Genomic DNA, 19,998 nt, shown 5'->3' on the forward strand with positions numbered 1-19,998 from the left:
CCTTCGCTAAGCCCCAACGAGATGACGCCTACCGGAGGCCCTTTCCGGGGCCCCCACCCTGGCGCAAGCCAGGGTGGGGTGGTATTACCAGGGTCCTGGGCGGAAGCCAGGGAACCCGTCCCCCATGGGGTGGCCTTAGGCCTGTTTGCCGGGCTGCTCCCGGCGAGCAGGGCGGCGAAGGGCGGGCTCCTTGGCCTCCACCGCCTCCTTCCTGGCCTCCTCGATGGCCTTGAGGGTCCTTTTGTCCACCACCTGGGTGAAGCGGACGAAGTCGCTTCCCGTGCCGGCGGGGATCAGGCGGCCCAGGATCACGTTTTCCTTAAGGCCAATGAGCTCGTCCTTCTTGCCGGCGATGGCCGCCTCGGTGAGCACGTGGGTGGTGTTCTGGAAGCTGGCGGCGGAAAGCCAGCTCTTGGTGGAAAGGGCGCTCTTGGTCACCCCCATGAGGAGGGGCTTCCAGGCCACCGGGGTCTTGCCCTCGGCGATGAGCCGTTCGTTCAGGGCTTCCACGTCCCACTTCTCCAGGACCTGGCCCTCCAGAAGGCGGCTATCCCCGGGGTCGGTGACCTCCACGTACTTGAGCATCTGCCGCACCACGATCTCGATGTGCTTGTCGTGGAGCTTCACCCCCTGGGCCCGGTAGACCTTTTGGATCTCGTCCACCAGGTAGCGCTCCACCGCCTCGGGGCCCTTGGCCTCCAAAAGCTGGTGGGGGTCCACGGCCCCGCGGGTTAGGGGCTGGCCGGCTTCCACATAATCCCCATCCTTCACCACCAAGCGGGCATCCTTGGGGAGCTTGTACTCCTTGGAAAAGCCTTCAGACTCCACGAAGACCGAAAGCCTCTCCTCGGTTTCCTCAATGCGCACCACCCCGTCGATCTCGGAGATGACCGCCTTGGCCTTGGGCCTGCGGGCCTCAAAGAGCTCGATGACCCGGGGCAGACCCTGGGTGATGTCGGTACCCACCGCCACGCCACCCGTGTGGAAGGTGCGCATGGTGAGCTGCGTGCCGGGCTCGCCGATGGACTCCGCCGCCACCACCCCCACCGCCTCGCCGATGGACACGGGCCGGGCCATGGAGAGGTCGTAGCCGTAGCACTTCTGGCACACCCCGTAGCGGGTCTGGCAGGTGAGGGGGCTCCGCACCGGCACCTCCTTGATCTCCCCTGCCTCCGCCGCCTTGATGAGGAGGGCCACGTCCTCGAGGGTCAGGTACCGCCCTTCCTCCAAGCGTTGGCCCAGGACCTCCACCTCCCGGGCCAGCACGCGGCCATAGAGGCCGGACTCGATGTCCGAGCGCTTCCTCAGGCGCAGGGTGCGGGTGACCTCGTCGGGCTGGAAGAGGGGCACGGAGATGAAGTTGGTGGTGCCGCAGTCCGCCTCCCGCACCACGATCTCGTGGGCCACGTCCACCAGCTTCCGGGTCAAATACCCGGAGTCCGCGGTCCTAAGAGCGGTGTCGGCCCCACCCTTGCGGGCCCCGTGGCTGGAGATGAAGTACTCCAAGACGGTGAGGCCCTCCCGGAAGGAGGAGCGCACCGGCACCTCGAAGGTCTCCCCCGAGGGTTTTTGCATGAGGCCGCGCATGCCGCAAAGCTGGCGGATCTGCTGGGGGTTACCCCGGGCCCCGGACTGGGCCATCACGTAGAGGGGGTTGAAGGGGTAGTTCTCCTCAAAGTTCTTGAAGACCGCCTGGGTGACCTTTTCCGTGGTCTCGGTCCAGAGCTGGATCACCTGGTCGTAGCGCTCCCGGTCGGTGAGGAAGCCCATCTCGTAGGCCTGCTCGATCTGCCGGAGCTTCCTGTCCGCCTCCTCCAGGTACCTCTGCTTCTCGGGAGGGATGACGGCGTCGTCGATGCCGATGGTGATCCCGCTGGTGGTGGAGAGGGTGAAGCCGTAGTACTTGAGGGCGTCCAAGAGCCTTGCGGTCTTCTCAATCCCCAGGCGCAGGAAGGACTGGTAGACCAGGTCCTTGAGGGAGTTCTTCTCCTGGGGGACGTCCATCTGCAAAAGCTCCTGGGCCACCTTCTCGTCCCCCACCGCCTCGCCCACGATGCGGGCGAAGAGGACCCGGCCTGGGCTAGTCTCCAGCCGCTTGCCCAGGTAGCGCACCGTGACCACGTCCTGCAGGTCCAGAAGGCCGTGGGCCACCGCCAAAAGGGCCTCGTCGGGGCTTGCGAAGGCGAACTTCAAGCGGCCCACGCTGGTCTCCCTGCCCGCCACCTTGATGGGGGCGTTTAGGGCCACCTCCCCCCGCTGGTAGGCGGCCAGGGCCTCCTCCACCGTGGCGAACTCCCGGCCCGCCCCCTTCTTCTCCCGGCGCACCTGGGTGATGTAGTAAAGCCCCAGGATGATGTCCCGGCTGGGCTTGGCCAGGGGCTCCCCGGAAGCCGGGGAGAGGAGGTTGTGGGCGGAGAGCATCTGGATGCGGGCCTCCGCCTGGGCGAAGGAGGAGAGGGGCACGTGCACCGCCATCTGGTCCCCGTCAAAGTCGGCGTTGAAGGCCTCGCACACCAGGGGGTGGAGCTGGATGGACTGCCCCTCCACCAGGACCGGCTGGAAGGCCTGGATGCCCAGGCGGTGCAGGGTGGGGGCCCGGTTCAGGAGCACCACCTTGCCGTGGATTACCTCCTCCAGGGCATCCCACACCTCGTCCTTGATGTCCCGCTGCCTTTCCAGCATCCGGCGGGCCGCCTTCACGTTGGGGGCGATGCCCTTTTCCTCCATCTTCTTAAGGAGGAAGGGCTTGAAGAGCTCCAGGGCCATGCGCTTGGGCAGGCCGCACTGGTGGAGCTTGAGCTGGGGCCCCACCACGATCACGCTTCGCCCCGAGTAGTCCACCCGCTTGCCCAAGAGGTTCTGACGGAAGCGGCCCTGCTTGCCGGAGAGGATGTCGGTGAGGCTCCTAAGGGGCCGTTCGGAGCCCGGGTTGGTGACGGGAGAGCCGCGGCGGCCGTTGTCGATGACCGCATCCACCGCTTCCTGGAGCATGCGCTTCTCGTTGCGGATGATGATCTCCGGAGCCCCCTGGGCCAGGAGCTTCTTCAGGCGGTTGTTGCGGTTGATGAGGCGGCGGTAGAGGTCGTTGAGGTCGCTGGTGGCGAAGCGCCCCCCGTCCACCTGCACCATGGGCCGGAGGTCGGGAGGTAGCACGGGGACCGCCTCCAGGACCATCCACTCCGGGCGGTTGCCGGAGTCCAGGAAGGCCCGGACCACCTCGAGGCGCTTCCTGGCCTTGGCCCGCCGGGCCCGGGAGGGGTGCTTCATCTCCTCCAAAAGCTCGGCCTCCAGCTTCTCCAGGTCCAGCTCCTTCAGAAGGGCCTGGATGGCCTCGGCCCCCATGCGGGCGTCGATGTCGTAGGACTCCACCACCCGCACCACGTTCCGCACCAGGTCCACCTCCACCCGGCCGTAGATCTCGCTCTTGACCTTGCCCCCATCCGCCAGGACATCCCCCGGGGCCACCCGGTCCCCGGTGGTCACCTCCACGTCGTCCTCAAAGGGGTAGAGGCGGGCCTTCATCACCACGATGCTGGCGGGCTCGTGCAGGTGGACCACCCCCTCGGCCTCGGCGATCACCTCCTCCTCGGGGTCAATGGCCGCCACCACCTTCTCCCCCGCCTGGACGTGGGCCCCTTCGGGCACCACCACGTTCATGTGGGGGGCCACCGCATAGTCCTTAGGCTCCGTCCACTCCAGGAAGAAGGTGAGGTAGACGGTATCCCCCTCCTCCTCCGCCTCCACCTCCTTGGCGCTCATGTGCCGGGGCATCCGCAAAAGCCCCCGCCCTTCCGCCAGGGGCTGGCCCTTTTCCACCACCTCCCCCTGGACCACCAAGGGGGCAAGCCCCACGGGGAGGAAGTAGCGGGCCACGGGCTCGTCGTCCTTGAGCAGGGTGAGGAGGTGGCCCTCCTCCAGCCCCTTCAGCTCCACCACCCCCTCCTCCTCCGCCCGGAAGAGGTAGGGCTCGGGCAGCTCGGCCAAGACCTCCCCTGGCCTATAGGCCTCCTTCTCCACCCAGGCGGAGAGGGGGAGGCGGAGGCCTGCCCGCTCCTTGCGCAGGTAATCGATCCGCACCCGCCGGGGGAAGCGGTAAAGGGCCACCCCATCCATGCGGCTCACCACCCCGGGGAAAAGCTCCTGCCCCTTCACCACCTCCTCCCCGTCCTTGACCAGGGCGTCCACCCCTTGGGGCAAGGGGTAGGTTTCCTGCTTGCCGTAGCGGAGCTCCCGGTACTCCTCGTCGGTGAGGAGCTGCCGCTTCTGCACCAGCACCCCATCCAGCACCGCCCCCTTGGGGTCCAAGACGATGTACTTGCTGAAGTAGAGGACCTGCTCCAGCTCGGTGGCGGAGAGGTCCAGAAGGGTCCCGATCTTGGAGGGCACGTCCTTCACGAACCAGATGTGGGCCGCCGGGGTGGCCAGCTCGATGTGCCCCATGCGGTAGCGGCGCACGATGCTCTTGGTGACCTCCACCCCGCAGCGCTCGCACACCTTGCCCTCAAAGCGCTGGCGCTTGTACTTGCCGCAGGCGCACTCGTAGTCCTTGGTGGGGCCGAAGATGCGCTCGTCAAAGAGCCCATCCCTCTCGGGCTTCAGGGTGCGGTAGTTGATGGTTTCGGGCTTCTCCACCTCCCCGTAGCTCCAGGAGCGGATCTTTTCCGGAGAGGCCAGGGCGATGCGGACCTTGCGAACTTCCTTTTTCATTCTTCCTCCGCTGAGAGCAATCCCGCTTCTTCCGTGCGGTTTACCGCTTGGACGCCAAGCCCTCGAAGATGTCCACGGGGTTATCCCGCTCATCCAGGGTCTGCACGTCCAGGGCCAAGGCCTGAAGCTCCTTTACCAGAACCCGGAAGGACTCGGGTACGCTGGGCTCGGGCACGTCCTCCCCCTTGATGATGGCCTCGTAGGCGGCGTTGCGGCCCTCGATGTCGTCGGATTTCAAGGTGAGCATCTCCTGCAGGGTGTGGGCGGCCCCGTAGGCCTCGAGGGCCCACACCTCCATCTCCCCAAAGCGCTGGCCGCCGAACTGGGCCTTGCCACCCAAGGGCTGCTGGGTGATGAGGGAGTAGGGGCCAGTGGAGCGGGCGTGCATCTTGTCCTCCACCATGTGGTAGAGCTTCATGATGAACATCTGCCCCACCACGATGGGGCCCTCGATGGGCTCCCCGGAGCGGCCGTCGTAGAGGACCACCTTGCCCTGGGTGAAAAGCTCCCTAAGCTGCTCCTCCGGGCTCTTGCCGGGGCTCACCAGGCCCAGCTTCTCCGCCCGGGCCAGCACCTCCAGCTCCCTCTTGTCCACCCCGAAGCCCTCCTCCTTGCGCTTGCCGAAGTAGAGGTCAAAGGCCTCGGCCAAAAGGGCCTTGATCTCCGGCTCCGTGGCCCCGTCAAAGACCGGGGAGATGTACCGCTGGCCCAGGAAGAAGCCCGCCAGGCCCAAGTGGGTTTCCAGGATCTGCCCCAGGTTCATCCGGCTGGGCACGCCCAGGGGGTTCAGGATGATGTCCACGGGGGTGCCGTCCGGCAGGTGGGGCATGTCCTCCACGGGGAGGATCTTGGCCACCACCCCCTTGTTCCCGTGGCGGTTGGCCAGCTTGTCCCCCACCTGGAGCTTGCGCTTTTGCGCCACGTAAACCCGCACCACCTCCCGCACCCCGGGCTTCAGCTCCACCCCGGGGTCCCCCCGCCTCAGGCGCAGGGTGCCCACCACGATGCCCCCCTCGCCCGGGGGAACCCTCAAGGAGGTATCCTTCACGTCCCGGGCCTTATCCCCGAATATGGAGCGAAGAAGCCGCTCTTCGGGAGAAGGTTCCTGTTCCCCTTTGAAGCTGGTACGGCCCACCAGGATGTCCCCGGGCTTCACCTCAGCCCCGATGCGCACCACCCCTTCCTCGTCCAGGTCCCTCAGGGCCGCCTCGGAGAGGTGGGGGATATCCCGGGTGATGCGCTCCGGGCCCAGCTTGGTGTCCCGGGCCTCGATCTCGTAGCGCTCGATGTGGATGGAGGTGTAGAAGTCCCGCTTTAGGAGCTCCTCGCTGATGACGATGGCGTCCTCAAAGTTGTAGCCGTCAAAGGGCATGATGGCCACCAGGACGTTCTGCCCCAGGGCCAAGAAGCCCTCCTCGGAGGCGGGGCCGTCCGCCAAAAGGTCCCCCTTCTTTACCCTCTGGCCCACGGTCACCCGGGGGCGCTGGTCCAAGGCGGTGCCCTGGTTGGAACGGGCAAAGCGGCGCAGGGCGTACTCCACCAAGCGGCCGTCCCCGTAGCGCACGGCGATGCGGCGGCCATCCACCGCCACCACCTCCCCGTCCTCCTCGGCGTACACCGCGGCCAGGGAGTCCCGCACCACCCGCTCCTCGAGGCCCGTCATCACCACCGGGGCCTGGGCGCGGATGAGAGGCACCGCCTGGGTCTGCATGTTGGAACCCATCAGGGCCCGGTTGGCGTCGTCGTGCTCCAGGAAGGGGATGAGGTTGGTATTGACGGAAAAGACCTGCTTGGGGCTCACGTCCATGAACTCCACCTCCTCCGGAGCCACGATCACCGGCTCCCCCCGGCGCCGGGCCACCACCCGATCGGTGGCGATCCGGTTCCCCTCCAGGGGGGTGTTGGCCTGGGCGATGGTGTAGCGGTCCTCCTCGGTGGCGGTCATGTAGACCACCTCGTCGGTCACCACCCCACCCCTCACCCGGCGGTAGGGGGTGCGGATGAAGCCCAAGGGATCCACCCGGGCGTAGGCGGCCAAGGAGGTGATGAGGCCGATGTTGGCCCCTTCCGGGGTCTCCACCGGGCAGATGCGGCCATAGTGGGTGCGGTGCACGTCCCGCACGTCAAAGCCTGCCCGCTCCCGGGTGAGGCCCCCAGGCCCCAAGGCGGAGATGCGCCTTTTGTGGCGCAGGGAGGAGAGGGGGTTGGTCTCATCCTTGAACTGGGAAAGCTGGCTGCGGCTGAAGAACTCGCGGATGGCCGCCTCGAGGGGCCGGTTGTTCACCAGCTTGGCCGGGGTAAGGGTATCGGCGGAGCCCATCACCATCCTCTCCCGCACCCCGCGGGCCAGGCGGCTTAGGCCCACCCGGAACTGGTCGGCCATGAGCTCCCCCACGGTGCGGATGCGGCGGTTGCCCAGGTGGTCAATGTCGTCCACCTCGTGCCCGGAAACCCCGGCCATCAGGGCAAAGAGGTAGCGTAAGGTGGGCAGGAAGATCTCGTCTTTGAACTCCCCGTCCTCAAAGCGCACCAGGGTGCGGCCGGAAAGCCCCACGCCCAGCTTCTCCTCCGCCTTGTACCGCCCCGCCTCCCCCAGATCGTACCGCCTGGGGTCGGCCAAAAGGCCAAAGAGGTAGGCCAGGGCCTTGTCCTTCTTGGGGGGATCGCCGGGGCGGAGCAGGGTAAAGAGGCGCACCAAGGCCTCCTCCGGGCGCATGGCCAGCACCGCCTCGTCCAGAAGGCCCCCCAAGGGTTCCCCGTAGGCCCCAAGCTCCCGGTTCAGGGCTTCCGCATCGTAGCCCAGAACCCTGAGGAGGAGGATCAGGGGGAACTTGCGCTTGTTGACCTTCATGGAAACGGTGCCGTTTTGCTCCACCTCCAGGTCAATCCAAGGCCCCCGCTTGGGCAAGGGGATGATGCTGGCCACGTAACGCCCGGGCCGGGCGGGGTCCGGGGTGAAGTAGACCCCGGGGGAGCGGTGGATCTGGGAAACGATCACCCGGTCGGCCCCGTTGATGATGAAGGAGCCGTCTTCGGTCATGAGGGGGATGTGGCCCAGGAAGACCTCGTCCTCCTTGATGAGCCCCGTGTCCTTGTGGATGAGCTGGAGGCGGGCGTAGAGGGGAGCCTGGTAGGTCAGGTCCTTCTCCCGGCACTCGTCCTGGGAAAAGGGCGGCTCCCCGATGCGGTACTCCAAGAAATCCAGGACCATACCGCCCTTGCCCCTGTCCCCCTCCTCCACGGGGAAGGTCTCCTTGAAGGCCGCCTGGATGCCCACATCCTCCCGTTTATCCGGGGGAACATCGGCCTGGAGGGCCTTTCTATAGGACTCCACCTGGATTTCCGTCAAAGGGGGAAGGGGTATAACCTCTCGGATGCGACCGAATCGCTTAATCTCCATGCGTCACCTCTGGGAAAGCGGGCCGCCCGAGGTAAGCTAACAGGGTTCTTCCGCAAGGGGGCCTCCCCTTGCGGCGGCTGGCTCTTACCGTGCTCCCTTGGCCCGACCAAAGAGCACAAACCTTAGCTTATAGGGCAGTGCCTTAAGCCGTCAAGCCTACCCGACCCTGGCCTTTTTGCTCCTACCGTTCCACCTCCACCTTGATTTTATAGTTCCCCCGCCGGGTTTCGCCAAGCACTTCCAAAAGCCTAAGGCTTCCTAAGCCCTCGGCCAGCAGGGTATCCCCGGGGGCCATCTCGTCCTTGGGCGAGGCCACCTTGCCCTTTAGCCGCACCTTCCCCGCCCTCACCCCTTGAGCGAAATAGCTACGGGAAACCCCAAAGCCCTTGGCCCCCACGGCGTCCACCCTTAAAGAAGGCACCACCAGGGTGCGCACCCGCTCGTTCGCCGCCCGCAAGGCCCCTTCCGGAGGTGGAAGGAGGGTGTAACCCGCCTCCTCCAAGGCCTGCTTCCCCTTGGCGGACACCGCCACCAGGTGGCCTTCGCCAAAGGCCTCCTGGTCCCCCATGGCCTCCCCCAAGTCCGGGGGTTCCTTCTCCAGGAAGACCACCGCCACCGGATCGTGCACGGAAGGGACCTCCGGGGGATACAGCACCGCCACCTTCCTCTTTGCCAGGGGGAATCCCCCGAAAAAGGCCACCTTAAGCCCTTCCATCCGGGCCCTTTCCTCCAGAAGGGCCTGTTCCTCCGGGTCCAGGAAGCCGGTTTCCACCACCCGTCCGCCCCGGGCCCGCTTCAGGTAGGCCATGAGGTCCGCCACCAGGAAAGATGATACCCCAAGGGAAGGGGCAAGGCTTAGGGAAGCCCTCCGCCTTGGAAAAGGCCGGGCTGATCTCCCCAAGCCTCTCCTAGCGAATGCCGGCCAGGATGGGCTTTGGCCACGGGGCGGCACATGACCCCCAAGCCCTTCCCCTCCCCATCCTGGGGCGGATCCTCGAGGTCTGGCACCCCCTACTCCGCGCCCTCCCGGACCACAAAGCTTAGGCGGGCGCTGGCCCTTTCCTCCCCTTCCACCAAGGCCCTAACCGCCACCTTGCCCAGGCCCCGGCGGAAGAGGAGAAGCTCCCCCTCCAGGATCAAGGTATCCCCCGGCACCACGGGCTTTTTGAAGCGGGCCTCCTCCACCCCCACCAGAAAGACCAGGCCCCCGGGTTTGAAGCCCGGCTGCCGGGCGATGGCGCCCACCGCCGCCTGGGCCATGGCCTCGAGGATCAGCACCCCGGGCATGATGGGGTAGCCGGGGAAATGCCCCTGAAAGTGGGGCTCGTTGAAGGTGACGTTCTTCAGGGCCCGGAAGGTCCTCTCATCGGCATGAAGAACCCGGTCAATGAGGAGAAAAGGGTACCGGTGGGGCAGCAGGCGGAGAATCTCGGCGATCTCCACCGCTCACCTCTTAAGCACGTCGTCCGAGGAGAGGATGGTGTCCTCCAGCACGTGGAGCATCTCCAAGGCCTTGCCCGTGCCTAGGGCCACCGCCTCAATGGGGTTTTCCGCCACCACCACCGGCACCCCCGTGGCCTCCTGCAGGGCCACGTCCAAGTTTTTGAGAAGCGCCCCGCCCCCGGTGAGGAGAATCCCCCTCTCGTAAATATCCGAGGCCAGCTCGGGGGGTGTGGTTTCCAAGACCGCCTTAACCCCCTGGAAGATCTTGTCCAAGGGTTCCTTCAAGGCCTCGGCCACGTCCTCGGCGGGAATCTCCGCCGTCCGGGGAAGGCCGGTGATGAGGTCCCGGCCCCGCACCTCGGCCACCTCCTTCTCCTCGCCGGGAAGGATCTTGGCCCGCCCCAGCTGGATCTTGAGCTCCTCGGCCGTGCGCTCCCCGATGAGGAGGTTGTACTTTTGCCGCACGTAGCGGATGATGGCCTGATCCATCTCGTTGCCGGCGATCCTCAGGCTCTCGGAGCGCACAATGCCCCCCAGGGAGATGACGGCGATGTCCGTGGAACCTCCCCCAATGTCCACCACCATATTGCCCGTGGGCTCGGCCACGTTGATCCCCGCTCCGATGGCCGCCGCCAAAGGCTCTTCTATGAGGTAGACCTTGTGGGCCATGGAGGAAACTGCCTGCACCACCGCCCGCCTCTCCACGTCGGTGACCCCCGAGGGCACCCCCACCATGACCCGGGGCCGGAAAAAGCGGCTCATGGGGGAAAGAACCTTCTGGAGGAACAAAAGAAGCATCCGCTCCGTGAGGGCATAGTCGGCGATGACCCCGTCCTTAAGGGGCCTCACCGCCACGATGTTCCCGGGGGTGCGCCCCAGCATGCGGTAGGCCTCGGCCCCCACCGCCTTCACCTCCCGCTTCCCCTGCACCACCGCAATCACGGAGGGCTCGCGCAAGACGATCCCCTTCCCCCGCACGTAGATGAGAACGCTGGCCGTTCCCAGGTCGATCCCGATGTCCTCGCCCTTCAACATAATCGCCCCATTCTACTCAAGGAAGGGACCGGTAGCGGACCCTCTGGTCCTCCACCACCGCCACGCCCCCTCCTTCCAAGTACCTCTCCACGTTAAGCAAAGCCTCCAACCCCTTGGCCCTCAGGTAGGGGACCCACTTAGGACTCAAACACACGTCCACCACCACCTTCAAAGGACCACCTCACGCCCTTCGGCAAGGTAGGCGGCGAAGTCCAAGGCCGCCTCTAGATCCTCCCGCTCCAAATAAGGGTAATCCTCGAGTATCTCCTCAGGAGTCTGGTGCTTGAGGAGTTGGAGGAGGGCGGCTACGGGAAAGCGCATACCCCGAATGCAAGGCCGCCCTCCCATAACCTCCGGGTCCACGGTGATCCGCCTACGCCAGTCCATGCTACTTAGCGTACTCCACCGCCCGGGTCTCCCGCACCACCGTCACCTGCACCTGGCCCGGGTAGTTCATCTCCCGCTCAATGCGGCCTGCGATCTCCCGCGCCAGGAGGGTGGCCTTGGCGTCGGTGATCTTGTCGGGTTTGACGATGACCCTAACCTCCCTTCCCGCCTGGACCGCAAAGGCGGTTTCCACCCCAGGGAAGGAAAGGGCGATGCGCTCCAGGGCCTCGAGGCGCTGCAAGTACTCCTCCAGGCTCTCCCGCCTGGCCCCGGGCCGGGCGGCGGAGAGGGCGTCGGCGGCCGCCACCAAAACCGCATACACGGTTTCCGCATTCTCCGGGTCGTGGTGGTGGGCGATGCTGTCTATGACCTCTAAAGGCTCCCCGAAGCGGCGGGCCAGGGCAATCCCGATCTCCACGTGGCTTCCCTCCACCTCCCGGTCCACGCTCTTGCCGATGTCGTGAAGGAGCCCTGCCCGCCGGGCCAAGGCGGCATCCAGACCCAGTTCCGCAGCCATGATGCCCGAGAGGTGGGCCACCTGCACGGAGTGCTTGAGGACGTTTTGCCCGTAGCTGGAGCGGAAGTGAAGCCGCCCGAGAAGCTGGATGAGGCCGGGCTTGAGCCCCACCACCCCCGCCTCCAAAGCCGCCTCCTCACCCCGCTCGTAGATGAAGGTCTTCATCTCCTGCTTGGCCTTTTCCACCACCTCCTCAATGCGGCTTGGGTGGATGCGCCCATCCTTAAGGAGCTCTTCCAGAGCCATGCGGGCGATCTCCCGGCGGATGGGGTTGAAGGAGGAGAGCAAGACGGCCTCCGGGGTGTCGTCAATGATGAGGTCTACCCCGGTCAAGGCCTCAAAGGTGCGGATGTTCCGCCCCTCCCGCCCGATGATCCGCCCCTTCATGGCATCGGAGGGGATGGGCACCACGGAGACCGCCAGCTGGGCTGCGGTTTCCGAGGCCTGACGCTGCATGGCCTGGGCCAGGATCTTCTGGGCCTCCCTGCGGGCCTCGAGGCGCACCCTCTCCAAAGCCGCCCGCACCCTTTGGGCCTTTTCCTCCTCCAGCTCCCGGTCCAGCTTCTCCAGGATGAGGCGCCGGGCCTCCTCCGGGGAAAGGCCCGCCACCTGGTAAAGCCGCCTTTCTATCTCCCCTTCCCGCTCCTGAAGCTGGGCTTCCCGGGCCCTTAAGGCCTCCTCCCTTTGGGAGAGGGATTCCTCCAGGGCATCCAGCTTCAGGGCCCGGGCGTCCAAGGCCTCACCCCGCTTGGAAAGCCTTTCCGCTTCCCGCCTAAGTTCCTCCCGCTCCCCCTTGAGGCGCTCCCTTTCCGCCTTCAGCTCCTCCTGCAGGGCTTTAAGCCTTTCCCGCTCGGCCTTAAGCTCCTCCCGCTCGGCCCTTAGGCGCTCCTCCGCCTCCTGCAAACGTTTCTTGGCCTCCGCCTCCAAGGCCTCCGTGCGGCGTTTGAGCTCCGATTCCAGCTCCTGGCGCAGGGCCTTGGCCCGCTCCTCCGCCTCCTGGCGCAGGGTTTTAGCCTCGGCCCGGGCCGCCTCCAGGATCTCCTTGGCCTCCTTTCGGGCCGCCTCGAGGGCCTCCTTGGCCTCCTCTCGGGCCGCCTCCAGAAGCCTTCTGGCCTCCACCCCCGTGCGGTCCTCCCCCTTGCGCCTAAGGAGCAAGGCCCCCAAGAGGACCAAGACCAGGAGAAAAAGCCCCAGGTCCAAAAGGGTCAGGGTCATCTACTCCTCCCCTTCCTCGCTTCCCGCCAGCACCACCTCGTGGGCCCTCTCCAGCACCTTGGCCCGGATCTCCTCCAAAAGCTCGGGCCGCTCCCGAAGGTAGTCCGCGGCCTTCTCCTTACCCTGGCCCAGGCGGGCCTCCCCGTAGGAGAACCAGCTTCCCGCCTTCTCAATGACGCCTGCGGCCACGGCCACGTTCACCAGGTCCATCACCGGGTCCAAGCCCTTGCCGAAGTAGATCTCCAGCTCCGCCTCACGGAAGGGCGGGGCCAGCTTATTCTTCACCACCTTCACCTTGACCCGTATGCCCACCGCCTCGTTGCCCACCTTGATGGGCTGGCCGCTTTTGCGCACGTCCAGGCGCACACTGGAGTAGAACTTAAGGGCCCTGCCGCCAGGGGTGGTCTCGGGGTTGCCGTACATCACCCCCACCTTCTCCCGCACCTGGTTGATGAAGATGGCGGCGGTGTTGCTCTTGGAAAGCACCGCGGTGAGCTTGCGCAGGGCCTGGCTCATAAGCCTGGCCTGCAGGCCCACGTGCTGATCCCCCATCTCCCCCTCGATCTCCGCCTTGGGCACCAAGGCGGCCACCGAGTCCACCACGATCACGTCCACCGCCCCCGAGCGGGCCAGAAGCTCCACGATCTCCAGGGCCTGCTCCCCGGTGTCGGGCTGTGAGACCAGGAGGTCTTCCACCTTTACCCCCAGCTTCTGGGCGTAAAGGGGGTCTAAGGCGTGCTCCGCATCCACAAACGCAGCTACACCCCCTTGCTTCTGGGCTTGGGCGATGATGGTGAGGGCCAAGGTGGTCTTCCCCCCGGACTCGGGGCCGTAGATCTCAATGACCCTTCCCCGGGGAATGCCCCCGATCCCCAAGGCCAGGTCCAGGCCCAAGGAGCCCGTGGGGATCACGTCCACCTGCAACTTGGGCATCTCCCCCAGGCGCATGACCGCGCCCTTGCCGAACTCCTTCTCAATGGTCTTGAGAGCGTTCTCCAGCGCTTTCCTCTTGTTCTCGTCCATGCTCACCTCGCAAAGGGAACTTTTCCAAAATGGTATAGACGGGCCCCTTGGGCTTAAGCTCCGAGCGCACCAGGGCGAACTCCGTCACTGGCCACTCCAGGCCGAAGACCACCGGGGGCACCCGGGGAGCCGGGGCCTTGCGCCGGGCCAGGGTGATGTGGGGCTTAAAGGGCTTGTCCCCACCGGCCAGGAGAGCCTCCTCCCCCAGGGTTTCCCGAACCCCCTCCCGAAGCCCTTCCGCCAACAGGGCGAACCCTTCTCCTTCCGCCTTGGCAAACCAGACCCTTGGGGTGCCCTCGTTGGGAAAGTAGCCCGTGCCCCGGATGCGGGCGGTAAAAGGGGGATGAAGCCGCCCAAGGCGGTGGCCCAAGGCCAGGAGATCCGCCAGGTCCCCTTCCGGCCTTTCCCCCAGGAAAAGAAGGGTAACGTGGAGGTGGTGGGGCGCCACCTCCCTCCACCCCTTGTAGCGGGCCACCCTTCCCTGAGCCTCCACCAAGGCCCGCTTCACCTCTTCAGGAAGAAAGATCGCGTAGAAGAGCCTCATGTTAGGAGTAAGGCCAAGGCGGCATACACGCTTCGGAGCCGCACGGTCTCCCGGTCCCCGGGGAAGCGGTAGCGGCGCACCTCCGTCCCCTTAGGCCCCGCCAGGGCCACGAAAACCGTGCCCACGGGTTGATCCTCCAAGGGGTCCGGCCCCGCCACCCCCGTGGTGGAAAGGGCATAGGTGGAACCGAAAAGCACCCGACTGGCCTCCGCCATGGCCTTGGCCGTATCGGCGGAAACCGTCTTGGAGAGGAGTTCCTCCGGCACACCGAAGCGGGCCTTGGCCCCTATGGAATAGGATACCACGCCCCCCAGGTAGAAGCGGCTCGCCCCGGGAAGGCGAGTGATCTCCGCCCCCAAAAGCCCCCCGGTGAGGCTTTCCATGGTGGCAAGGGTGGCCCCTTCCAGCTCCAGGCGGCGCTTCACCGCCTCGGCCAAGGTCAAGTCCCCCTCCCCCCAGACCTCCTTAAGAAGCCTTTTCTTTATCCTGTCCGTCAGGTCCGCCACCAGGTCCTCCCGGCCCCTCACCACCACCTCCACCCCCTGGAGCTTGGGGTAGGTGCCCACCTCCACCTCCCCGTTCCGTTTAAAAAGCTCCCCAAGCCGCTCCACGATCTCCGACTCCCCGATGCCCCAGGTCTTTAAAACCCGCTTGGCGTAGGGGCGGCGGGGGAGATTCAGCTTGGGCAAGACCTCCGCCCACATGGGCCGCCACTCGGGCGGGGGCCCAGGGAGGAGGATCAGGTCCTTCCCCCCTTTGCGCACCCACCAGCCGGGGGCGGTGCCCCGGGGGTTTTTAAGCCAGGTGGCGGAGGGGATCTTCAAGGCCTGCTTGCGGTTCGCCTCGGGCATGCTCCGCCCCCGGGTCCGGAAGAGGGCCTCTATTTCCGAAAGCATCCCCTCGTCCAGCTCCAAGGGCTCCCCCAAGGCCTCAGCCACCGCCTCCCGGGTCACGTCGTCGGGGGTGGGGCCTAATCCCCCGGAAAGCACCAAGAGCCTGGCCCGTTCCCAGGCCTGGGCCACCTCCCGGGCCAGGGGCAGGGGTTCGTCCACCACCCTGAGGGTCCTTTCCACCTTGAGGGCGTAGGCCTCGAGGCTCCTGGCGATCTCCGCCGTGTTGGTGTCCAGGGTCTCCCCGTAGATGAGCTCCGTGCCTACTCCGATGATCTCCGCCCGCTCCATATAGCCTCCTCTAAGGGCCAGGCCTCCACCCGAAAGCGCCCCCCATCCCCTGCCACCACCGCGCCCAAGGGCACCTCCCGGCGCACCACCCCAAAGCCCAAAGCCCCGTAGGGGGTGGCCATAACCCGCTTGGCCTCCCCCACCTCCCGCCCCTCCCAAAAGAGGGGCAAGGGGCTTTCCCCCTCCCGGTAAGGAGGGAAGGATACGAGGCCCGCGGGGCGGTGGTGCACCTCCTTCCCCTCGAGGCGGGCCATGATCTCCTGGCCCACGTAACACCCCTTGCCGTAGTCCACCAGGTGAAGAAGCCCCACGCTTTGGGGCAGCTCCCCCCGGATGTCGGAAAGAAGGTAAAACCCCTTGAGAAGGGAGAAAAGGGGATAAAGGTCCTGCGGGTAAGCCTCCCCCATCTCCTCGGCCACCTCCTCCCGGCCATGGGCATAAAGCCGGCGGTAGAGGGGGAGGTCCAAAAGCTCCACCTGATCAAAGACGATGTAGCGCCTAAGCCGGGCCCTTAAGCCCTCCAGGGTACCCCAGGGGGCTAGGAGAAAGCCTTCCGGATGCGGAAATACCGTGGCCGCCTCCTCAATCTGGCCCCGATGGTTGAGGAAGAGGGCCCCCAGGGGCCCGGATAGCCGCCTCAGGTCCCGGGTGCACTGGCCCTGGAGAAAGGAAAGGGCATCGGGCCCCCGCACCAGCAAAACCCCGGGAAAGGCGAAATACCCCTCGCCCGCCAAAGCCCTTTCCAAAGCCTCCTCCATGCTTCCCATTATTGACCAAAGGGTCAGATAGGGGGAGAATGGCCAAGGTGCGCCTCTTCTGGGGCTCCTTCCTGGCGCTTTTCCTGGTGGGCGTGATCGTGGCCCTGCCCGGGGCCGCCCTCCCCCAGTGGCGGGCACGCTACGGTGTGGGTGAGGAGGTTTCCTGGTTTTTTACCGCCCTTCTCCTGGGCCTCCTCCTGGGGATCCGCCTGGCCCAAGGGGGAAGGCGCCACCCCCTTTTCCCCGCCGCCCTTGGGCTTGTGGGCCTGGCCCTTTGGGGGACGGCCCTGGCCCCCACCTTCCCCTTGGTGGTGGCCCTGGCCTTCCTCCTGGGGCTCGGGGAAGGGGTGATGAACGTCCACGGCAACAGCCTGGTGGGCGAGCTTGACCCCAGAAGGCGGGTGGAACTCCTCAACCGGGTGAACGTGGCCTTCGGCCTAGGGGCGGTCTTCACCCCCTTCGCCCTCACCCTTTTGCCCTATGCCGGCGTGCTCACCCTAGCCGGCCTCCTGGCCTGGGTGGGGGCCCTCCTCCTTTGGCAGGCGCCAGCGGTAAACCAGGCACCCAGGGAACGCGGGCCCGGGCTTTGGCCCTTCCTGTTGGTGGTGGCGGTCTACACGGGCTTGGAAGGGGCCTTGGCCGCCTGGAACCGGGCTTATCTGGAGCACCTGGGCCATTCCCCGGCCCTGGGCGGCTTCCTCCTTTCCCTGTATTGGCTTTTCCTAGCCCTGGGCCGCCTCTTTTTGGCCAGGCGGGTGGCGCAGAACCCCTTAGGCGCCCTAAAAGGGCTTCTCCTTGGGGTCCTAGCCCTCCTCACCCTCAACCTCCTCCCCGCCACAGCCCTCCTTTTTCCCCTGACCGGTTTCCTCCTGGGCCCCCTTTTCTCCACCCTTTTTGCCCTGGTGCAGGCCCGATACGGCCACCGGGCCCTGGGTGGATTGCTCTATGCGGGGGCCACAGGAAGCACCGTGATCCCTGCCCTTTTTGCCCTGTTGCCCACCACGGGAATCCCCTATGGGCTCCTCTTCCTGGCTACGGCCCTTTTCCTCTTGATCTCCAGTCTGGAACGGAGCGTGGTCTATGCTTAAGGCCCTGCTCTTTGACCTGGATGGCACCCTGGCCGACACCGACCCCCTCCACCTCCTGGCCTGGCGGGAAGCCCTGGCGCCTTTTGGCATCCAGGTGGACGAGGCCTTTTACCGCCAGCGCATCTCTGGCCGGCTCAACCCGGATATCGTGAGGGATCTTTTGGGGCTGGAAGGGGAGGCGGCTACCCGGCTTGTGGAAGCCAAGGAGGCCCGTTTCCGAGCCCTGGCCCAGGACCTAAGGCCCACGCCCGGCCTTCTGGAGCTTCTGGAATGGGCCTGGGCCCAAGGGCTTAGCTGGGGCGTGGTGACCAATGCCCCTAGGGAGAATGCCCTTCACGTGCTTAAGGCCTTGGGTCTGGAACCTCCCCTGCTGGTCCTGGCGGAGGAGGTGGGCCGGGGCAAACCCGACCCCCTGCCCTACCGGGTGGCCCTGAAAAGGCTAGGCATCCTCCCAGAGGAAGCCCTGGCCTTTGAGGACTCCCCCTCGGGGGTAAAAAGCGCCGTGGGGGCGGGGATAGCCACCTACGGGCTTCTTACGGGGCACGAAGAGGGAGGGCTCCTCGAGGCGGGAGCGAAGGGGGTTTTGCGGGACTTCCGGGAAGCCTTAGCCCTCCTCTAGGGCATACCTCCCGAAGGCCTCCTCGTCAAACCGGGCCTCCACCAGGTCCTCCCAGTAAAGCCACCCCTGGCGGAAAGGGGGGAAGTCCAGGAAGCCCCCTTCCGCCTTGAGGTGGAAGGCCAGCTCGTTGGGCTCGGTAACCCCCTGCTGAAAGGCCAAAAGGGCGGACTGGTAGGCGCCAAAAGAGGTTTGCGCCTGGCTTCCCACCATGGCCCGTTTGCCCTTTTCCCGGGCTAAGGAGAGCATCTCCAGGGTCCAGGTGACCCCGGTGCGGGCCGGCTTCAGGTTCAGGATGTCAAAGGTGTCCAGAAGAAGCTCCCGGCGAAGGTCCTTGGGGGTCATGGCCGAGTCGTCGGCGATGAGGGGAAGGATCTTCTTCTCCCTGAGCTTTCTCCTGGCCTCCACCTCCTCTATGGGCAGGGGCTCTTCCACGTAAAGGAGGCCCATCTCCTTCCAGGCCATGAGGTAGGCTTCCGCCTCCTTAGGCGAAAGGGTTTCGTTGGCATCGGCGTAAAGCTCGGCCTCAGGGAAGGCCTCCTTAAGGCGGGCGATCTTCCGGCCATCCTCCTCCAGGTTCCGGCCCACCTTCACCTTGAAAACCCGCACCCCTGCCCCGTAGGCCATGCGGGCGTCGGAGAGCATCTCCTCCTCCGAGGCTATACCCAGGATGTAGGCGACCCGCACCCGGTGCTTGGCAGGCTTCAGGACCTGGTGTAGCTCCTCCCCCTCGCTTCTCGCCCAAGCCTCCCAAAGGGCCAGGTCCAGGGCCCCCTTGAGGCCCAGGTTGCAGGGAAAGGCCTCCAAGGCTGCACGGATGGCCTCCTGGTCGTCCGCCTCGAGGCCCACAAGCTTGGGCCTCAGGTACTCGAGCCCCGCCTTAACACTCCCCAGCGTCTCCCCGTAGATGGTGGGGCGGATGGCCACTTCCGCCCGTCCCAAGGAGCCATCGCTGAGCTCCACCTGCAAAAGGGCGTGTTCCAAATGGGCCAACTCCGAGGCCTTGCCCCAACGCAAAGGGGCCTTTAGCGGGATGCGAAAAGGGATCAGCCTGAGGTGGCGGATACTGGCCATGAGGCCATTTTAGAGGCCAAACCGCTTGAGGAAACCCCTAACCGCCTCCGTCTCCTCCTCCAGGGAAAGCCTTTCCGTGTCCAAGATTAAGGCCCGGGGGTGGTCCCCAAGGAGGCGCAAGGGGCCTATGGGATCGTAGTTCCGCTTCTCCTCGGCCACGATTTTCAGCTTGGCCAAGACCTCCTCCCAAGGGGCCAGGGCCAAGGCTTCCTCCAGCTCCCCAGGCGACAAAACCCCTTCCGCCAGGGCCTTGAGCTCCCCCATCTCCTCCGGGCGTAGGGCCACCCGGTCAAAGGCGTCTTGGCGGGAAAGAAGCCTTTTAAGCCGAGTGGCCTCCCGGGCGTGGAGGATCACGAAGAGGGCCTTGGGCAGGTGGGCCAGGGCATAGGCCACCTCCGCCTCCCCCCTAAGCCCATCAAAAAGAAGGGGGAAGCGGGGCTCCACAAACCCCCGGGCCAGGACCTCCGCCACCCCCCCGGGGAACTCCTCCCGGAAGCGGCGGGTCAGGCGGAAGCGCTCCTCCCGGGGAATGGGAGGGGTTGCCCCGTAGCGGGGAAGGACATAGAGGTCCACCAGCTCCCTGCGGTCCGGAAGCCGGGGAAAGCCCAGGGCCTCCACCAGGGTGCTCTTCCCCACCCCGGTGAGGCCCACCAGGATGAGGAGGGGGTGGTCCTTCAAGGGGGCGAGGCCAGGGTGGGGCTCGAGGGAGAAGGCTACTAGAGGAGAAGCAAGCATGGGGGGATTGTAAGCTAAGCCAGGTTTGTTGTACAATATGTGTGGACCAGAGTTATCCCGTATACATTGACCTAACTACGCCGAGCCTTGCCAGAGGAGGTGACGCAAATGAAAAGGCTGTTCCGCTTTCTTAGAGACTGTCGTAAAACCCTCCTTATCCAGCCTAAGCGGCCCTGGCCAGCCGCTTCACCAGCAAGCGTATCATGCCTAAATACATCCAGGCTTCCGTTACCTCAGGGTGGTACTCGTAATCCTTCCCCAGCCGTCGGTTTCGT

At 65.8% G+C, this 19,998-nt stretch carries 16 protein-coding genes; 2 read left to right on the forward strand and 14 right to left on the reverse strand.

What is annotated here, in order from left to right:
• Window positions 1–135 precede the first annotated feature (135 nt).
• The 12 genes from rpoC to DK874_RS10105 form a co-directional block, all read right to left on the reverse strand.
• On the reverse strand, window positions 136–4,707 hold the full coding sequence (gene rpoC / locus DK874_RS10055) for a DNA-directed RNA polymerase subunit beta' (protein WP_114313891.1): 4,572 nt from the start codon (window positions 4,705–4,707) through the stop codon (window positions 136–138).
• Window positions 4,708–4,747: 40 nt separating this feature from the next.
• On the reverse strand, window positions 4,748–8,107 hold the full coding sequence (gene rpoB / locus DK874_RS10060) for a DNA-directed RNA polymerase subunit beta (RefSeq protein WP_114313892.1): 3,360 nt from the start codon (window positions 8,105–8,107) through the stop codon (window positions 4,748–4,750).
• A gap of 181 nt (window positions 8,108–8,288) precedes the next feature.
• On the reverse strand, window positions 8,289–8,927 hold the full coding sequence (locus tag DK874_RS10065; RefSeq protein ID WP_114313893.1) for a S4 domain-containing protein: 639 nt from the start codon (window positions 8,925–8,927) through the stop codon (window positions 8,289–8,291).
• A 191-nt stretch (window positions 8,928–9,118) separates the two neighbouring features.
• Entirely contained in the window at window positions 9,119–9,550 is a 432-nt protein-coding gene (fabZ, locus tag DK874_RS10070; RefSeq protein WP_114313894.1) for a 3-hydroxyacyl-ACP dehydratase FabZ, read from the reverse strand.
• Between the two features lie 3 nt (window positions 9,551–9,553).
• Complete coding sequence (locus DK874_RS10075) at window positions 9,554–10,585, reverse strand: rod shape-determining protein (protein ID WP_114313895.1); 1,032 nt, start codon at window positions 10,583–10,585, stop codon at window positions 9,554–9,556.
• Between the two features lie 16 nt (window positions 10,586–10,601).
• The gene (locus DK874_RS12000; protein ID WP_275887335.1) at window positions 10,602–10,733 is read right to left on the reverse strand and encodes a hypothetical protein; all 132 of its coding nucleotides are present in this window, start codon (window positions 10,731–10,733) and stop codon (window positions 10,602–10,604) included.
• A gap of 20 nt (window positions 10,734–10,753) precedes the next feature.
• Window positions 10,754–10,972 carry a DUF433 domain-containing protein gene (locus DK874_RS10080; RefSeq protein WP_114313896.1) on the reverse strand — a complete coding sequence of 73 codons (219 nt, stop codon included), beginning with the start codon at window positions 10,970–10,972 and terminating at the stop codon, window positions 10,754–10,756.
• A 1-nt stretch (window position 10,973) separates the two neighbouring features.
• Complete coding sequence (rny, locus tag DK874_RS10085) at window positions 10,974–12,698, reverse strand: ribonuclease Y (RefSeq protein WP_114313907.1); 1,725 nt, start codon at window positions 12,696–12,698, stop codon at window positions 10,974–10,976.
• A gap of 6 nt (window positions 12,699–12,704) precedes the next feature.
• Window positions 12,705–13,727 carry a recombinase RecA gene (gene recA / locus DK874_RS10090; RefSeq protein ID WP_114313897.1) on the reverse strand — a complete coding sequence of 341 codons (1,023 nt, stop codon included), beginning with the start codon at window positions 13,725–13,727 and terminating at the stop codon, window positions 12,705–12,707.
• The gene (gene thpR / locus DK874_RS10095) at window positions 13,678–14,271 is read right to left on the reverse strand and encodes an RNA 2',3'-cyclic phosphodiesterase (RefSeq protein WP_114313898.1); all 594 of its coding nucleotides are present in this window, start codon (window positions 14,269–14,271) and stop codon (window positions 13,678–13,680) included. The genes recA and thpR overlap by 50 nt, the downstream gene beginning before the upstream one ends.
• Complete coding sequence (locus tag DK874_RS10100; RefSeq protein ID WP_114313899.1) at window positions 14,268–15,452, reverse strand: CinA family nicotinamide mononucleotide deamidase-related protein; 1,185 nt, start codon at window positions 15,450–15,452, stop codon at window positions 14,268–14,270. The genes thpR and DK874_RS10100 overlap by 4 nt, the downstream gene beginning before the upstream one ends.
• Complete coding sequence (locus DK874_RS10105; RefSeq protein ID WP_114313900.1) at window positions 15,425–16,210, reverse strand: YgfZ family protein; 786 nt, start codon at window positions 16,208–16,210, stop codon at window positions 15,425–15,427. Before DK874_RS10105 ends, DK874_RS10100 begins: the two co-directional genes overlap by 28 nt.
• Window positions 16,211–16,248: 38 nt before the next feature.
• Here DK874_RS10105 and DK874_RS10110 point away from each other — a divergent pair, with 38 nt between their 5' ends.
• Window positions 16,249–17,298: an MFS transporter gene (locus DK874_RS10110; RefSeq protein WP_114313901.1), complete on the forward strand. Its 1,050-nt coding sequence runs from the start codon at window positions 16,249–16,251 to the stop codon at window positions 17,296–17,298.
• Window positions 17,291–17,917 (forward strand): HAD family hydrolase, encoded by a 627-nt coding sequence (locus tag DK874_RS10115; protein WP_114313902.1) that lies wholly within the window; start codon window positions 17,291–17,293, stop codon window positions 17,915–17,917. Before DK874_RS10110 ends, DK874_RS10115 begins: the two co-directional genes overlap by 8 nt.
• On the opposite strand, the gene DK874_RS10120 is transcribed toward DK874_RS10115, so the two are convergent.
• Together DK874_RS10120 and DK874_RS10125 are read right to left on the reverse strand one after the other, a co-directional pair.
• Window positions 17,903–18,988, reverse strand: a complete 1,086-nt coding sequence (locus DK874_RS10120) for an enolase C-terminal domain-like protein (RefSeq protein WP_114313903.1) — start codon at window positions 18,986–18,988, stop codon at window positions 17,903–17,905. The two genes, DK874_RS10115 and DK874_RS10120, sit on opposite strands and share 15 nt — an antisense overlap.
• Window positions 18,989–18,997: 9 nt before the next feature.
• Complete coding sequence (locus DK874_RS10125; RefSeq protein WP_114313904.1) at window positions 18,998–19,723, reverse strand: DEAD/DEAH box helicase family protein; 726 nt, start codon at window positions 19,721–19,723, stop codon at window positions 18,998–19,000.
• Between the last annotated feature and the right edge of the window lie 275 nt (window positions 19,724–19,998).

Origin of the sequence: Thermus caldifontis (assembly GCF_003336745.1) — a bacterium.
Lineage (GTDB): Bacteria > Deinococcota > Deinococci > Deinococcales > Thermaceae > Thermus > Thermus caldifontis.

What these genes read in the sequence shown, in the direction of transcription:
- rpoB (WP_114313892.1), bottom strand. Translation starts at nt 8,107, where the DNA reads ATGGAGATTAAGCGATTCGGTCGCATCCGAGAGGTTATACCCCTTCCC.
- rpoC (WP_114313891.1), bottom strand. Translation starts at nt 4,707, where the DNA reads ATGAAAAAGGAAGTTCGCAAGGTCCGCATCGCCCTGGCCTCTCCGGAA.
- recA (WP_114313897.1), bottom strand. Translation starts at nt 13,727, where the DNA reads ATGGACGAGAACAAGAGGAAAGCGCTGGAGAACGCTCTCAAGACCATT.
- DK874_RS10125 (WP_114313904.1), bottom strand. Translation starts at nt 19,723, where the DNA reads ATGCTTGCTTCTCCTCTAGTAGCCTTCTCCCTCGAGCCCCACCCTGGC.
- DK874_RS10080 (WP_114313896.1), bottom strand. Translation starts at nt 10,972, where the DNA reads ATGGACTGGCGTAGGCGGATCACCGTGGACCCGGAGGTTATGGGAGGG.
- DK874_RS10075 (WP_114313895.1), bottom strand. Translation starts at nt 10,585, where the DNA reads ATGTTGAAGGGCGAGGACATCGGGATCGACCTGGGAACGGCCAGCGTT.
- thpR (WP_114313898.1), bottom strand. Translation starts at nt 14,271, where the DNA reads ATGAGGCTCTTCTACGCGATCTTTCTTCCTGAAGAGGTGAAGCGGGCC.
- DK874_RS10110 (WP_114313901.1), top strand. Translation starts at nt 16,249, where the DNA reads ATGGCCAAGGTGCGCCTCTTCTGGGGCTCCTTCCTGGCGCTTTTCCTG.
- DK874_RS10120 (WP_114313903.1), bottom strand. Translation starts at nt 18,988, where the DNA reads ATGGCCAGTATCCGCCACCTCAGGCTGATCCCTTTTCGCATCCCGCTA.
- DK874_RS10115 (WP_114313902.1), top strand. Translation starts at nt 17,291, where the DNA reads ATGCTTAAGGCCCTGCTCTTTGACCTGGATGGCACCCTGGCCGACACC.
- DK874_RS10100 (WP_114313899.1), bottom strand. Translation starts at nt 15,452, where the DNA reads ATGGAGCGGGCGGAGATCATCGGAGTAGGCACGGAGCTCATCTACGGG.
- DK874_RS10105 (WP_114313900.1), bottom strand. Translation starts at nt 16,210, where the DNA reads ATGGAGGAGGCTTTGGAAAGGGCTTTGGCGGGCGAGGGGTATTTCGCC.